Annotated in this window: 17 protein-coding genes; 4 read left to right on the top strand and 13 right to left on the bottom strand. The window is 59.2% G+C overall.

Features of this window, described 5'->3' with window-relative positions:
• Positions 1–12: 12 nt before the first annotated feature.
• From FDM28_RS15535 to rpsP, 6 genes are all read right to left on the bottom strand, one after another.
• Entirely contained in the window at positions 13–930 is a 918-nt protein-coding gene (locus FDM28_RS15535; protein WP_138516744.1) for a cobalamin biosynthesis protein, read from the bottom strand.
• Positions 931–959: 29 nt separating this feature from the next.
• Positions 960–1646 (bottom strand): CoA pyrophosphatase, encoded by a 687-nt coding sequence (locus FDM28_RS15530; RefSeq protein ID WP_138516742.1) that lies wholly within the window; start codon positions 1644–1646, stop codon positions 960–962.
• A 70-nt stretch (positions 1647–1716) separates the two neighbouring features.
• On the bottom strand, positions 1717–2091 hold the full coding sequence (gene rplS, locus FDM28_RS15525) for a 50S ribosomal protein L19 (RefSeq protein WP_138516740.1): 375 nt from the start codon (positions 2089–2091) through the stop codon (positions 1717–1719).
• Positions 2092–2205: 114 nt separating this feature from the next.
• A complete protein-coding gene (gene trmD, locus FDM28_RS15520; RefSeq protein ID WP_138516738.1) occupies positions 2206–2952 on the bottom strand; it encodes a tRNA (guanosine(37)-N1)-methyltransferase TrmD in 747 nt (248 codons plus the stop codon).
• Between the two features lie 10 nt (positions 2953–2962).
• A complete protein-coding gene (gene rimM / locus FDM28_RS15515; RefSeq protein ID WP_138516736.1) occupies positions 2963–3526 on the bottom strand; it encodes a ribosome maturation factor RimM in 564 nt (187 codons plus the stop codon).
• A 54-nt stretch (positions 3527–3580) separates the two neighbouring features.
• Positions 3581–3832 (bottom strand): 30S ribosomal protein S16, encoded by a 252-nt coding sequence (gene rpsP / locus FDM28_RS15510; RefSeq protein ID WP_087496910.1) that lies wholly within the window; start codon positions 3830–3832, stop codon positions 3581–3583.
• Positions 3833–3949: 117 nt separating this feature from the next.
• Here rpsP and FDM28_RS15505 point away from each other — a divergent pair, with 117 nt between their 5' ends.
• Both FDM28_RS15505 and FDM28_RS15500 read left to right on the top strand, forming a co-directional pair.
• Positions 3950–4483, top strand: coding sequence for a GNAT family N-acetyltransferase (locus FDM28_RS15505; RefSeq protein ID WP_138516734.1), 534 nt, complete (start codon positions 3950–3952; stop codon positions 4481–4483).
• Positions 4480–4947, top strand: coding sequence for an NINE protein (locus FDM28_RS15500; RefSeq protein WP_138516732.1), 468 nt, complete (start codon positions 4480–4482; stop codon positions 4945–4947). Before FDM28_RS15505 ends, FDM28_RS15500 begins: the two co-directional genes overlap by 4 nt.
• Here the strand turns inward: FDM28_RS15500 and FDM28_RS15495 are convergent.
• From FDM28_RS15495 to FDM28_RS15465, 7 genes are all read right to left on the bottom strand, one after another.
• Positions 4928–5938: an inorganic phosphate transporter gene (locus tag FDM28_RS15495; protein WP_138516730.1), complete on the bottom strand. Its 1011-nt coding sequence runs from the start codon at positions 5936–5938 to the stop codon at positions 4928–4930. The genes FDM28_RS15500 and FDM28_RS15495 overlap by 20 nt on opposite strands.
• A gap of 22 nt (positions 5939–5960) precedes the next feature.
• Positions 5961–6608 (bottom strand): DUF47 domain-containing protein, encoded by a 648-nt coding sequence (locus FDM28_RS15490; RefSeq protein WP_138516728.1) that lies wholly within the window; start codon positions 6606–6608, stop codon positions 5961–5963.
• A 93-nt stretch (positions 6609–6701) separates the two neighbouring features.
• Positions 6702–7052 carry a DMT family protein gene (locus FDM28_RS15485; protein WP_206021989.1) on the bottom strand — a complete coding sequence of 117 codons (351 nt, stop codon included), beginning with the start codon at positions 7050–7052 and terminating at the stop codon, positions 6702–6704.
• A 109-nt stretch (positions 7053–7161) separates the two neighbouring features.
• Positions 7162–9744: a bifunctional aconitate hydratase 2/2-methylisocitrate dehydratase gene (gene acnB / locus FDM28_RS15480; protein WP_138516724.1), complete on the bottom strand. Its 2583-nt coding sequence runs from the start codon at positions 9742–9744 to the stop codon at positions 7162–7164.
• Between the two features lie 66 nt (positions 9745–9810).
• Positions 9811–10344: a hypothetical protein gene (locus FDM28_RS15475; protein WP_138516722.1), complete on the bottom strand. Its 534-nt coding sequence runs from the start codon at positions 10342–10344 to the stop codon at positions 9811–9813.
• Positions 10341–11426, bottom strand: coding sequence for an HpcH/HpaI aldolase/citrate lyase family protein (locus tag FDM28_RS15470; RefSeq protein ID WP_138516720.1), 1086 nt, complete (start codon positions 11424–11426; stop codon positions 10341–10343). Before FDM28_RS15470 ends, FDM28_RS15475 begins: the two co-directional genes overlap by 4 nt.
• Positions 11427–11429: 3 nt before the next feature.
• The gene (locus FDM28_RS15465) at positions 11430–12416 is read right to left on the bottom strand and encodes a malate dehydrogenase (protein WP_138516718.1); all 987 of its coding nucleotides are present in this window, start codon (positions 12414–12416) and stop codon (positions 11430–11432) included.
• A gap of 189 nt (positions 12417–12605) precedes the next feature.
• Between FDM28_RS15465 and FDM28_RS15460 the strand changes: the two genes are divergently transcribed.
• Together FDM28_RS15460 and sdhC are read left to right on the top strand one after the other, a co-directional pair.
• Positions 12606–13412 (top strand): GntR family transcriptional regulator, encoded by an 807-nt coding sequence (locus FDM28_RS15460; protein ID WP_138516716.1) that lies wholly within the window; start codon positions 12606–12608, stop codon positions 13410–13412.
• A gap of 105 nt (positions 13413–13517) precedes the next feature.
• On the top strand, positions 13518–13961 hold the full coding sequence (gene sdhC / locus FDM28_RS15455) for a succinate dehydrogenase, cytochrome b556 subunit (RefSeq protein WP_138516714.1): 444 nt from the start codon (positions 13518–13520) through the stop codon (positions 13959–13961).
• Positions 13962–13967 lie beyond the last annotated feature (6 nt).

Raw genomic sequence — 13967 nt, 5'->3', positions numbered from 1 at the left:
AACCCGCCGGAATCAGCCGATCAGGCGTGCCAGCGACAGCAGGGCCAGGAACACCATCCACATCACCACGGTGCGCCACACGAGGCCAACCACCGCCCGCAGGTGGGCCGGCTCGGGCGTGAGGGCTGCGGCGTCCACCTCTTCGCCCAAACGGACATTGACCGCACCGGCCGTGGCCGCCAGCACCACGCCATCGTTGTCCAAGGGGTGGGCCGCCTCATGCCGGCGCCAGCTGTCCACCGCATCTTCAAAACTGCCAACGAATGCAAAACTCAGGGCCGTGACACGGGCCGGGAGCCAGTCGATGGCTTCCCATGCACGCAAAGCCCGCTCGCGCACCGCATCGCTCACCGGTGGAAGCTCAGGCTTGGGGGCACGCTTGGCAAACACGGCCAAATACTCGGTGACGCGGTAAAACACCGCGCCAGCCGGACCCAGGCCCAAAGCAGCGAGGATGGAATACCAGACAAACACGCCAAACACATGCCGGTGCGCGCTCAACACCGAGTGCTCGATCACGTGGCGGACAATTTCACTACGAGGCAACTCACTGGCATCCATGCGCTTCCAGCTGGCCAAGGCAGCGCGTGCCGCGGCCTCATCACCTGCGAGCAAGGCGTCCCGGATCAGGGTGAAATGGTGGCTGAACTGGCGAAAGCCCAAGGTCGCATACAGAATGACTACGTTCCACACAGCTGCCGCAATCCACCCGAGCTGCCAGATCAGCAACCAGTGCACCGCCAACACGATCAAGGCAGGCCCCAAGGCGGCCAGGCACCACGCCAACCAGGCATGGGGAGTGGCGCCTGCATCGAAGTTGCGCAAGACCCAGCGGACCCAGTTGCGCACGGTGTTGTGCACCGGATTGATCTGCGGCAGGGGCTTGGCCTGCTCCAACAACAGCGCCAGCAATATGGAGATGAAGCTCATGGACCGATCATACCCAGCGATGCGCCCGCTCAGGCACGCAAGAAGTGGTAGAAGTTGCGCAACATGCCAGCCGTCGCGCCCCAGATGAACCACTCCATGCCCTGCGCTTCATACGGCATGGAATACCACTCGCGGCTGGCCCCCTCCCATTGCATGCGATGACGGCGGTGGTGGGCGGGGTTCATCAAAAAACTCAAGGGCACCTCAAACAGATGGGCGACCTCATCCGGGTTGGGCGTGAGTTGGATGGAGGGCTCCACCAATGCCACCACTGGGGTCACGATGAAGGCACTGCCCGTGGTGTAGTGGGGCAAAATTCCCAGCACTTCGACGGATGCGGGGTTCAAGCCTACCTCTTCCTGCGCCTCGCGCAAGGCGGTGGCGACCGCATCTACGTCCGTAGCGTCGGCCTTGCCCCCCGGAAAGGCAACCTGCCCAGAGTGGCTTGAAAGATGGGCGGTGCGCTGGGTGAGCAACACCATGGGTTGCTCGCGCAACACAATGGGGATCAGCACGGAGGCATGGGCTGGCTCCCGTTCCGAAAACTTGAACTCTGCACGAAGCTCAGGGGACCAGACCGGAGGGTGCCTGAACCGCTGTCGCAAAGCATCCGGCAGGAGCGCTGCGGCAGACACTGCAGGCAAGTGGCGGCCTACTTCCAACACGGGAACGCGGCGTGGATCGAAGGCAGGCAATGTGCGGGCGGAGGTAGTCAAGTTTGCTTCCCATGAAAAAAGCCGCCACAGCTTGACACCGGGGCGGCTTTCACAAAGAACTTGCAGCAGATTACGCAGCAGTCTTCTTCGCTGGCAGCTTTTCCTTGATACGAGCAGACTTGCCGCTACGGTCACGGAGGTAGTACAGCTTGGCACGACGCACGTCACCACGACGCTTGACTTCGATGCTGGCGATCAGAGGAGAGTAGGTTTGGAATGTACGTTCCACGCCTTCGCCGCTGGAGATCTTGCGCACGATGAAGCCACTGTTCAGGCCACGGTTACGCTTGGCGATAACCACGCCTTCGTAAGCCTGCACGCGCTTGCGGTTACCTTCAACCACGTTCACGCTCACGACAACGGTGTCGCCGGGTGCGAATTCGGGGATTGTTTTGCCGAGGCGGGCGATTTCTTCCTGCTCGAGCGCTTGGATGATGTTGCTCATAGTTTCCTTCGTGATCTTGCTCGCGCCGGCACCGGAATTGGCGCCAATATCAAACCCAAAAAAGTTTGTTATCTGGCCGGGCAGAGGATCGGTTAGCCCTCGATTATAGCCAATTCAATCCTTGGCCTGCAACATCCGCTCTTCCTTGGCGGTAATGAGCCCCTGACTCCGGGCAGCCTCCAAAATATCCGGACGATGCGCTGCCGTCAATTGCAGGCGCTGGGCACGCCGCCACTCCTCAATACGCGCATGGTGGCCCGACATCAACACCGGGGGTACCGGCATGCCGGACCACTCCTCCGGACGGGTGTAGTGCGGACAATCCAGCAAGCCGTCCAACGCGGGGTTGAAGCTATCTTGGTGATGGCTATCTGCATCAGACAGCACGCCCGGCTGCAGACGCGCCACCGCATCCAACAACGCCATGGCAGCGATCTCTCCACCCGACAACACGAAGTCGCCGAGGCTGATCTGGAGATCCACATACCGGTCGATAAAACGCTGGTCTATGCCCTCGTAGCGGCCACATAGCAAAATGGCGCCGTCGCTGCGGGACCATTGCTCCACGGCAGCATGGTGCAAGGGCTGACCGATGGGGGAAAACAGTACGACAGGAGCGGCATCACTGCGCTGCGCGCGAATCGCCAGCAAGGCAGCCTCCAAGGGCTCGGCCATCATCACCATGCCAGGGCCGCCACCGAAGGGACGATCGTCGACCCGGCGGTAATTGCCAGATGCGAAGTCGCGGGGATTGTGAAGGTGCACATCCATCAAACCACTCTCGTAGGCGCGGCGTGTGATGCCTGCCGTCAGCAAGGGCGCAAACAGCTCGGGAAAAAGCGTGATGATGTCGAAGCGCACAGCAGGCGCCTCAATAGTCCAGTTGCCAGTCCACGCGGATGGTCTTGTCGGCCAAACTGACGTCGTCAACGTAAGCAGAAACGAAGGGAATCATTCGTTCGACCGGTTTGCCGTCCTGCATGGCTTCGATGACCAAGACCGTTTGCGGCCCCGTCGACATCAGCTCACGGACTACACCCAGCGGCTCATCTTCGCGATTGACCACCTGCAAGCCAATCAGATCGACCCAATAAAACTCGTCCGCAGCAGCTTTGGGGAAAGTCGCGCGCGAGATAAAAATACGGGAGCCTTTGAGGGCTTCGGCGCCATTCCTGTCCTCAATGCCGGCCGCACAAGCGACCACCGAGTCAGAATGGACTTTGGATTCTTTGACCGCCATGAGCGCAGTGCCAGAAAAAGGCTTTACCCCTTTTTCAGTAGGCAGCAAGTACCACTGGCGCGCAGAAAAAAGTGCTTCGGGATGAGCACTGTAAGGCAGGACTTTGAACCAGCCTTTGATACCCCAAGCGTCCGCAATGCGACCGACTTCGATGGCGTCTGCCGGCAATTCGGCGACTTCGAGTCCTGTGAGCATGGGTGGGAATATCAACCGGCGTACGGCGCCAAGCGACGCACGCCGGTTACACCATTAAGCAGCTTTTTTAGCGGCTTGGTTGATCAGGCGTTCCACGGTAGGAGATGCCTGTGCGCCAACGCCCTTCCAGTAGGTCAAGCGGTCTTGCGCAATACGGATGCTTTCTTCGTTTTCCTTGGCGATAGGGTTGTAGAACCCGATACGCTCGATGAAGCGGCCGTCGCGACGGGTGCGCTTGTCAGCAACAACGATATTGAAAAACGGGCGGGCTTTTGCACCACCACGAGCGAGTCGAATGACGACCATGATTTATCCTTTGGGTAGCTGAGAGAATTCAGCCTTGAACTCAGAGTTTGAGACACGCAACTGACCACCCGGCCAGTGACACTCTGAATAGCCCTCCATTATAGCGTTATCTATTTCATGACCACAATCCGCCCCAGCACAGAAGCCGACATCCACGCCATCAGCGCCATCTATGCCCACCATGTACTGACAGGAACCGGCACGTTTGAAACCACGCCCCCCACGGAAGACGATATGCGTAACCGGCGGGCAGATGTATTGGCCAAAGGCCTCCCCTATCTGGTCGCAGAAATAGAGGGCAAAGTCGCGGGCTTTGCGTATTGCAATTGGTTCAAACCGCGCCCTGCGTACCGGTTTTCCGCGGAAGACTCCATTTATCTCGCACCAGAATCCCACGGCAAAGGACTCGGAAAGCTGCTACTCACTGAATTGATGGCGCAAGCCGAGCGCTGCGGCGTGCGCAAGTTGATTGCCGTCATCGGAGACTCTGCCAATGCCGGATCGATTGGCGTGCATACCAGTTGCGGCTATGACAAAGTGGGCGTGATCGCTGCCTGCGGTTGGAAGTTTGATCGATGGCTGGACATCGTGCTGATGGAAAAAGCCATTGGCGCAGGACACAGCACGCCTCCCGTAGACTCCGCCGCATGAAAAACAAAACGCTGGCCGTCTGGCTAACACTCACGGTGGGCGCGCTTGGCCTGCACCGGCTGTACCTGGGACGCTACGACTGGATTGCCAAGCTCGCTCCCGTTCCTACCCTGCTGGGGCTGTATGGGGTGCTGCGGGCACGCAGCCTCGGAGTGGATGACCAACTAAGTTGGCTGCTGATGCCTTTGCTGGGCTTTGTTTTGGCGGCTTGCGCCCTAAACGCCCTGATTTATGGACTGATGAGCTCCGAGAAATGGAATGCCCGCTTCAACCCACAACAACCGGAAAGCCCATCAGGAGATACCAACTGGCTCACCGTCAGCGGCCTCGTGGCCGCCTTGGGGCTTGGCACCACGGTCTTGATGGCCACTTTGGCTTTCAGCATCCAGCGCTCTTTTGAGTACCAGATGCAAGAAAGCACCTCCTCCGCCTCTGCAGAACTCGTTAAAAAATCTGCAAACTGACCCAGTAGGCGATCGCTGCGACGAAAGCCGCGGCGGGAATGGTCAGGACCCACGCCCACACGATGTTGCCCGCTACCCCCCAACGCACCGCACTGGCGCGTTGGGTGGAGCCCACGCCCACAATCGCGCCGGTGATGGTGTGGGTTGTGGACACCGGAATGCCCAGCGCCGTGGCCAGAAACAGTGTCATGGCCCCACCAGTTTCAGCACAAAAGCCGCCCACCGGTTTGAGCTTGGTAATTTTCTGGCCCATGGTGCGCACAATCCGCCAGCCGCCAAACATGGTGCCTGCACCAATCGCGATGTAACAAGACACAATCGTCCAAGTGGGTGGCGCAGTGTCGCTTGCAGAAACATAGCCGGTTGCAATCAGCATCATCCAGATAATGCCGATGGTCTTTTGCGCGTCATTGCCACCATGGCCTAAGCTATAAGCGCCCGCGCTCAGCAACTGCAGACGGCGGAACCACTTGTCAATCCGCGACGGGCGGGCACGACGAAAAATCCAAGCCACTGCAACCATCATGGCCGAGCCCAGTGTGAAGCCCAACAAAGGCGACACAAAAATAAAGGCAACCGTCTTCAGAATACCTGCCGAAATCAATGCACTGGCACCTGCTTTCGCAATCACGGCGCCGACAATGCCGCCGATCAACGCATGCGAGGAACTGCTGGGAATGCCGTAGTACCAAGTGATCACGTTCCAGGTAATGGCTCCCACCAATGCGCCGAACACCACATGGGTATCCACCACACCGGGTTGCACAATGCCCTTGCCTACCGTCGCGGCAACGCTCAGGTGGAAGATAAAAATGGCAATAAAGTTGAAAAAGGCAGCAAAAATCACCGCCTGACCGGGCTTGAGCACGCCGGTGGACACCACGGTCGCGATCGAGTTCGCCGCATCATGAAACCCGTTCATGAAGTCGAACATCAGCGCGAGTGCCACCAACAGGGCCACGACCCACAGGGCTGTCTGGACTTGTTCCATCGTAGTAAGCCTGCGGGTTGAATCAGGAGTTCTCGAGGATGATGCCCTCGATCACATTGGCTACGTCTTCACACTTGTCGGTGATGGTTTCCAGCAGCTCGTAAATGGCCTTGAGCTTGATCAGCTCGCGCACATCTTCCTGTTCGCGGAACAACTTGCTCATGGCCGTACGCATCACGCGGTCGGCATCCGACTCCAGACGGTCGATTTCTTCGCAGGTTTTCAATGCGGCTTCAGCCGTTGCCGTGTCGGCAATATCCGCCAGCAATTTCACAGCATCGCGCAGACGTTCGCAGCATTTGACGCTCAGATCGGTCAAACGGACGATTTCTTCCGTCATCACGCGCACATCGTAAAGCGCCATGGTTTCCGCAGAGTCCTGGATCAGGTCAGCCACATCGTCCATGGTGTTGATCAGCGAGTGAATCTGCTCACGATCAATCGGCGTAATGAAAGTGATGTGGATGGCCTTGTTCACCTCGTGCGTCACACGATCAGCCGCACGCTCCGCATCGTCCACTTCCTGGTTGTATTTGGCACGCAAGTCGGCATCGCTGTAATTAGCCACCAACTTGGAAAACGCCTGAGCCGCCTCCACGATGCGGTCCGCATGCTGATTGAACATCTCAAAAAAATTGCCTTCACGAGGCAACAGCTTTCCAAACAACATGCGGGGCTCCTAACGGTTAAATATGTCAGCCATGTGACTGATTTAAGAATGCCCGCGAGTTTAACCGCCTATAGCCTTGTGGGTTTCAGGCGGTTACGGAGCCCGAAAGATGAAGTACACCGCGCCCACCATGCAAAGCCCGGCCCAGACAAAATCCATTTTGAAGGGCTGCTTCATGTACACCATGGCAAAGGGCAAAAACACGGTGAGCGTGATGACCTCTTGCATGATTTTGAGTTGCGCAATCGAAAAGCCTGCCTGCTGAAAGCCTATGCGGTTCGCCGGCACTTGCAACAAGTACTCAAACAACGCGATACCCCAGCTGACCATGGCCGCGGCGTACCAGGGCGCAGTGGCCAGGTTCTTCAAGTGCCCGTACCAAGCAAATGTCATGAACACATTGCTCAGGACGAGCAGCAGCACCGTCTGCACAGAAAAGGGAATGGAGGACAAAAACTCATTTCCCAATTATCCCGCTGCCTATAAAAAAAGCCCTGCAACCGAAGTTGCAGGGCTTCTGCTACGAATGGCGCAGGGGCGCCAAAGCGACAGATTACTTCACAGTGGCAGCAGACTCGGTGTAGTCGCTGATCTTGTCAAAGTTCAGGTACTGGTACACCTTGTCGCTGGCGGCAGTCAGCACGCCCATGTCAGCCAGGTACTCTTCCTTGGTAGGAATGCGACCCAGCTTGGAAGCGATAGCTGCCAGTTCGGCCGAGCCCAAGTACACATTGCTGTTCTTGCCCAGACGGTTGGGGAAGTTGCGGGTGGACGTAGAGAACACCGTGGCGCCCTCTTTCACCTGCGCCTGGTTGCCCATGCACAAGCTGCAGCCCGGCATTTCCATGCGGGCACCGGCACCACCCAGCACACCGTAGTGGCCTTCGTCGCTCAGTTGCTTGGCGTCCATCTTGGTAGGCGGTGCAATCCACAGTTTGACCGGAATGTCGCGCTTGCCTTCCATCAGCTTGGAAGCTGCACGGAAGTGACCGATGTTGGTCATGCAGGAGCCGATGAACACTTCATCGATCTTGGCACCGGCCACTTCGGCCAATGTCTTCACATCGTCCGGGTCGTTGGGGCATGCCACGATAGGCTCATGGATGTCGGCCAGGTCGATTTCGATAACGGCTGCGTATTCCGCATCCGCGTCGCCTTGGAGCAGCTCGGGGTTCTTGAGCCAGGCTTCTTGCGCCGCGATACGGCGGGCCAAGGTGCGGGCATCCGCGTAGCCATTGGCAATCATCCACTTCATCATGGTGATGTTGCTGGTGACGTACTCTTGGATAGGCTCTTTGTTCAGGTGCACGGTGCAACCGGCGGCGGAACGCTCAGCAGACGCGTCAGACAACTCAAACGCCTGCTCGACCTTCAGATCCGGCAAACCTTCGATTTCGAGGATACGGCCAGAGAAGATGTTCTTCTTGCCCTTCTTCTCAACCGTCAGCAGGCCAGCCTTGATGGCGTACAAAGGAATCGCGTTCACCAGGTCACGCAGGGTCACACCGGGCTGCATCTTGCCCTTGAAGCGCACCAACACCGACTCGGGCATGTCCAAAGGCATCACGCCCGTCGCGGCCGCAAAGGCCACCAGACCGGAACCTGCGGGGAAGCTGATACCGATAGGGAAACGGGTGTGGCTGTCGCCACCGGTGCCCACGGTGTCAGGCAACAACATGCGGTTGAGCCAAGAGTGGATCACGCCGTCACCGGGACGCAAGGACACGCCGCCACGGGTGCTGATGAAGTCGGGCAGTTCGTGGTGCATCTTCACGTCCACGGGCTTGGGGTACGCCGCGGTGTGGCAGAACGACTGCATCACCAAGTCGGCAGAGAAGCCCAGGCAAGCCAGGTCTTTAAGCTCGTCGCGGGTCATCGGGCCGGTGGTGTCTTGGGAGCCGACAGAGGTCATCTTGGGCTCGCAGTAGGTACCGGGGCGCACGCCTTGACCTTCAGGCAAACCGCAAGCGCGACCGACCATCTTCTGTGCCAAGCTGAAACCCTTCTTGGTGTCAGCAGGGTTCTGGGGCAGGCGGAACAAAGTGGAAGGTGGCAAGCCCAGTGCTTCACGGGCTTTGGCAGTCAAGCCACGGCCGATGATCAAGGGGATACGGCCACCGGCACGCACTTCGTCAAACAGCACATCGCTCTTGACCTGGAAGGATGCGATTTCCTTGCCGTCTTTGAAGGCCTTGCCGTCGTAGGGACGCAGTTCCACCACGTCACCCATGTTCATCTGGTTCACGTCCAGCTCGATCGGCAGAGCGCCCGCATCTTCCATGGTGTTGTAGAAGATCGGAGCGATTTTGGTGCCCAGGCACACGCCGCCGAAACGCTTGTTGGGCACGTAAGGAATGTCTTCACCGGTGAACCACAACACCGAGTTGGTGGCGGACTTGCGGCTGGAGCCGGTGCCCACTACGTCACCCACGTAGGCCACGAGGTTGCCACGGGCGCGCAGGTCTTCGATGAACTTGACCGGGCCGCGCTTGCCATCTTCCTCAGGGGTAATGCCATCGCGCTTGTTCTTCAACATGGCCAATGCGTGCAAAGGAATGTCTGGACGGCTCCAGGCGTCAGGCGCAGGAGACAGGTCGTCGGTGTTGGTTTCGCCGGTGACCTTCAGGATGGTCACGGTGATGCTCTGGGGCACTTCTGGGCGGCTGGTGAACCACTCGGCATCGGCCCAGCTTTGCAGCACGGCCTTGGCGAAGGTATTGCCCTTGTCGGCCTTTTCCTTGACGTCGTGGAACTGGTCGAACATCAACAGGGTTTTCTTCAGGCCTTCGGCAGCTTCTGCAGCCACGGCAGCATCGTCCAGCAGATCCACCAACGGGCTGATGTTGTAGCCGCCCAGCATGGTGCCCAGCAGTTCAGTGGCACGGGCGCGGGAGATCAGAGCGCACTTTTCAGTGCCGTGGGCCACAGCGGCCAGGTAGCTGGCCTTGACCTTGGCAGCATCGTCCACACCCGCGGGCACGCGGTGGGTAATCAGGTCCACGAGGGTGGCTTCTTCGCCAGCGGGGGGCGCCTTCAGCAACTCAATCAGTTCGCCGGTCTGCTTGGCAGACAAAGGCAGGGGGGGAATGCCCAACGCAGCGCGTTCAGCTACATGGTCTCGGTAAGCTTGCAACATCTTCACTCTCCTTCAAAAACAATAAAAACAGCCTCTAGCGCTCGCGCCGTCTGCGCAAGCAGCTACTTATTTCATAGCAGAGCCTGGCGGTGTTGCCACCGGCAAAGGCTCCAGCAAACTGGGTGCCGGGTTCTTTTCCATCGCCAGGGCGACCGCCTGCTGCTCCGGATTGGCGCACGCATCTGCCAAGCGACGGCCATTTTTTTGGTCCATCAACATCGATTTGTTGGCCAGTTGCAGCCACACAGCTCCAGCGCTCGTGTCTTCCAGACGCACCGCGCCAGTGCTCGTAGGCACCGGCACCATGGCAAACCGCTGTTTGCCGGACTGCACCACAAAATGGCCTGCATGCTGGGGGTGCGGCTCCACCGAAACCTTTTGCGACAACTCGCAAGGCACCACGCCGACCACGACCCGCTGCGCCCAGGCCATTTGCTCGGGGGTAAGGGTGACGGGCGCCAAATCGGGCGCCGATGGTGCAATTACCACCGATTTATGTGCCGGGCGCTTTTTGGCAGGCGCCGCAGGGGTACTAGCCCAGACCGAACTCGCAGACAAGGCCAGCAGCAACGCGGCCCCCATCACATTCATCGTCTTCATACAGCAACTCCTGCCAACGAGGGCGTAGCAAAGTAGGAATGCATATCTTCCGGCAAGGGCACACCCGTCGCGTGGGCGCGCTCCAGCAACTGCCAGAAGAAGCGGTAACTGGCCCGGTCATGCAAGACCCCGGCCACGGACACTGGCGCCCACGACGCAGTGGCCGCCCGGCGAATCACCTCTGCCGCCTGCTCCACCGCCTGCGCATCGGGGGCCAAGGCCCGCACGATGGGGCGGATCTGGTCCGGGTGGATGCTCCACATCCGGGTGTAGCCCAAGGCTTGGGCCGCGTAACGCGCAGAGCGCGCCAGCGCTTGGGTATCTTTAAATTCAGTCACGATGCAGTGCGAAGGCACCTTGCCGTGGGCATGGCAAGCACTGGCAATGTCCATCTTGGCGCGAACGACCAGGGGATGATGGAATTGGTCCAGCGTCTCCGCGTCAGTGGCAGCCCGCACGCCCATGGCCGTTGCAGGAATGGCGCCACCGTGGCTGGAAACAAAATCCATCAGCCCGAAGCTGACAGACTCCACCCGGGGGTGGGCCGCAATATCAAAGGCGCGGTGCACAGCGGCCGGAGACTCAATCAATACATGCACGGGCAGCGCCCGGGCCGCCGGGCCCAAGGAATCCATAGCTGCGACCACGCGGTCCACATCCGCCACCGACTCGACCTTGGGCACCATCACGTAACTCAAGGCATGGGCAGCACGGCCCAGAATGATGGAAACGTCCTGCTCAAACGAGGCGTGATCCACCGCATGGACGCGCACACCGACACGGCGGCGCAAGCCTTTTGCTATCAAATCAGGAGCTGTTTGCGTAGATTGGGCGAGCGCTGCGACCATATAAGCATGGTCTAGCTCGCCACCGACAGGCGCACCATCTTCGCAGTCCAGCGTCACGTCGAAGACGCAAGCGCCGAACTCCTCGGTCATGTCGGCCTGCAATTGCAGGCTTTTGACCATGCGGGCTTCGACACCGCTGTAATGGTCGCACACCGGCAACACACCCGCAGCCCCCTGCGCACCTAAAAGGATGTCGCGGGGATGCTTCACGGGGAGCGCCGGTGCGTGGGCCAAGGCTTACAGCAGGTGCTTCACGCCGTCTTGTTCGCCTTGTAGTTCAGCCAAGGTCTTGTTGATGCACTCTTGGGAGAACGCATCGATTTCCAGACCTTCCACGATCTTGTATTCGCCATTGGCGCAAGTGACGGGGTAGCCGAACATGATTTCCTTGGGGATGCCGTATTCGCCGTTGGAAGGAATGCCCATGGTGACCCACTTGCCATTGGTGCCCAAAGCCCAATCACGCATGTGGTCGATAGCAGCATTGGCGGCAGAAGCGGCGGAAGACAAACCGCGTGCAGCAATGATGGCTGCGCCACGCTTACCCACGGTGGGCAAGAAGGTTTCGCGGTTCCAGGTCTCGTCGTTGATCATGTCCTTGACCGATGCGCCGCCAATGGTGGCGAAGCGGTAGTCCGCGTACATGGTGGGCGAGTGGTTGCCCCACACGGCCATTTTCTCGATGTCTGCCACGGCCTTGCCGGTCTTGGAAGCGATCTGGCTCAAAGCGCGGTTGTGGTCCAGGCGCAGCATGGCGGTGAAGTTCTTCGCAGGCAGATCAGGCGCTGCCTTCATCGCGATGTAAGCGTTGGTGTTGGCGGGGTTGCCGACGACCAGAACCTTCACGTTGCGGGAAGCCACAGCATTCAGGGCCTTGCCTTGGGTCGTGAAGATGGCGCCGTTGATGGCCAGCAACTCTGCGCGCTCCATGCCGGGGCCACGGGGACGGGAGCCAACCAACAAGGCGTAGTCGGTGTCTTTGAAGGCGGTCATGGGGTCAGCGTGCGCCTCAATGCCCACCAACAGAGGGAATGCGCAGTCTTCCAGCTCCATGATTACGCCCTTGAGTGCGTTCTGGGCTTTTTCGTCGGGAATTTCCAGCAATTGCAAGATCACGGGCTGGTCTTTGCCCAACATTTCGCCGGAGGCGATGCGAAACAGAAGGGCGTAACCGATTTGACCTGCTGCGCCTGTAACGGCTACGCGGACGGGTTTCTTGCTCATGGTAAAACTCCAGGAAGTGTTGAGAAAACGGCGACTGAGCAGCGCCCGCAACAAGCCGTGCTGCGCTGCAGAATGCCCGAGAGTTTACCCTCGAAATTAGTGCCCGGTCAATTTGTCTTATGTCTTATATAAGATATGATTGAGGCAATTTTTCGAGTCTGACTCGCTGCTGACAAAAACACCCGCACCATGCCCGCAAACACCCTTTCTTCGAACGACAACGCCCCAGGCGCATCGATCGATCCGGGCCTGCAAGCCGGGGCGTCAGCAACTCCCGCCTTCAGCCCGCTTTACCAGCAGATCAAGGCCCTCATCCTGCAAAGCCTGCAAAGTGGCGAATGGAAGCCCAGCACCGCCATTCCCAGCGAGCAGGAACTGGCTATCCGCTACAAGGTCAGCCAAGGCACGGTGCGCAAAGCCATTGATGAGCTGGCGGCAGAGAACCTGGTGGTCCGCCGCCAGGGCAAGGGCACGTTTGTCGCCACCCACGCGGAGCGTCACACCCAATACCGCTTCTTGCGCCTGCTGCCCGAATCCGGCGACCCGACCAGCGAGGGCCCGGCCCAGCGGCGCATCATCGATTGCAAGCGCACCCGCGCCAGCGCCGATGTGGCGCGTGCCCTGTCGCTGCGCTCCGGCGATGCCGTGCTGCAAGTGCGCCGTGTGCTCTCGTTCGCAGGCATTCCCACGATTCTGGAAGATTTGTGGTTGCCGGGCGGGCCTTTCAAAGGGCTGACGGCAGAGCGCCTGACCAGCTACGACGGAGCGATGTACGCCCTTTTTGAAACAGAATTCGGCGTGCGCATGGTTCGCGCCGAAGAAAAAATCAAGGCCGTGCTCCCCGATACAGAGCAACGCGATTTGCTGCAAATTGCCGCCGACACGCCCTTGCTTAGCGTTGAGCGCACCGCCTTCACTTACAACGACCTGCCCATGGAACTCCGCCGGGGCCTGTACCTGACCGACACACACTACTATCGAAATACGCTAAATTGACGCGCCGCACCATGCAAGTCCAATGTCAGATTGGTGCGGTGCAATAGAATTTTGGCCTGCCGTCTCCAGAATTACAAACACGTTACATCCCAAGAAAGCCCATCCATGACTGAGCTCACCTCCTCCAGCAAACGCGCGCGGCCTGAATTCCGCAACATCCATGCCTTGCATGATCTGCCCACTTACCGCTTACCCCCGGCCGGCTGGGTGTCCATCCTGCACCGCATCAGCGGCGCCATTATGTTCATCCTGATGCCTTTCATTATCTGGATGTTCGACACCTCCGTATCCTCGGAAATCTCATTTGCAAAGTTCACCAGCGTGTTTAACGCGGGCGTGGGCTTTATCCCGGGCTGGTTCGTGAAGCTGGTGGCACTGGCCATCATCTGGGCCTACCTGCACCACTTCATCGCGGGCATGCGCCATCTGTGGATGGACATCAACCACGCGGTCAGCAAAGAGTTCGGACGCAGCTCTGCCGTTGTCACTCTGGGTCTGGGCAGCCTGCTCACCATCGTGCTGGCACTCAAGCTGTTCGGCGCTTACTAACAACCA

This window comes from Rhodoferax bucti (assembly GCF_005876985.1).
Classification (GTDB): Bacteria; Pseudomonadota; Gammaproteobacteria; order Burkholderiales; family Burkholderiaceae_C; genus Allorhodoferax; species Allorhodoferax bucti.
This window is presented reverse-complemented; position numbering and strand designations above follow the sequence as displayed.

Coding starts and splice junctions, on each gene's coding strand:
- rplS (WP_138516740.1), bottom strand. CDS start 2,091: ATGAGCAACATCATCCAAGCGCTCGAGCAGGAAGAAATCGCCCGCCTC.
- sdhC (WP_138516714.1), top strand. CDS start 13,518: ATGACTGAGCTCACCTCCTCCAGCAAACGCGCGCGGCCTGAATTCCGC.
- acnB (WP_138516724.1), bottom strand. CDS start 9,744: ATGTTGCAAGCTTACCGAGACCATGTAGCTGAACGCGCTGCGTTGGGC.
- FDM28_RS15490 (WP_138516728.1), bottom strand. CDS start 6,608: ATGTTGTTTGGAAAGCTGTTGCCTCGTGAAGGCAATTTTTTTGAGATG.
- FDM28_RS15460 (WP_138516716.1), top strand. CDS start 12,606: ATGCCCGCAAACACCCTTTCTTCGAACGACAACGCCCCAGGCGCATCG.
- rpsP (WP_087496910.1), bottom strand. CDS start 3,832: ATGGTCGTCATTCGACTCGCTCGTGGTGGTGCAAAAGCCCGCCCGTTT.
- FDM28_RS15505 (WP_138516734.1), top strand. CDS start 3,950: ATGACCACAATCCGCCCCAGCACAGAAGCCGACATCCACGCCATCAGC.
- FDM28_RS15535 (WP_138516744.1), bottom strand. CDS start 930: ATGAGCTTCATCTCCATATTGCTGGCGCTGTTGTTGGAGCAGGCCAAG.
- FDM28_RS15465 (WP_138516718.1), bottom strand. CDS start 12,416: ATGAGCAAGAAACCCGTCCGCGTAGCCGTTACAGGCGCAGCAGGTCAA.
- rimM (WP_138516736.1), bottom strand. CDS start 3,526: ATGCTCACAGGACTCGAAGTCGCCGAATTGCCGGCAGACGCCATCGAA.
- FDM28_RS15500 (WP_138516732.1), top strand. CDS start 4,480: ATGAAAAACAAAACGCTGGCCGTCTGGCTAACACTCACGGTGGGCGCG.
- FDM28_RS15475 (WP_138516722.1), bottom strand. CDS start 10,344: ATGAAGACGATGAATGTGATGGGGGCCGCGTTGCTGCTGGCCTTGTCT.
- FDM28_RS15495 (WP_138516730.1), bottom strand. CDS start 5,938: ATGGAACAAGTCCAGACAGCCCTGTGGGTCGTGGCCCTGTTGGTGGCA.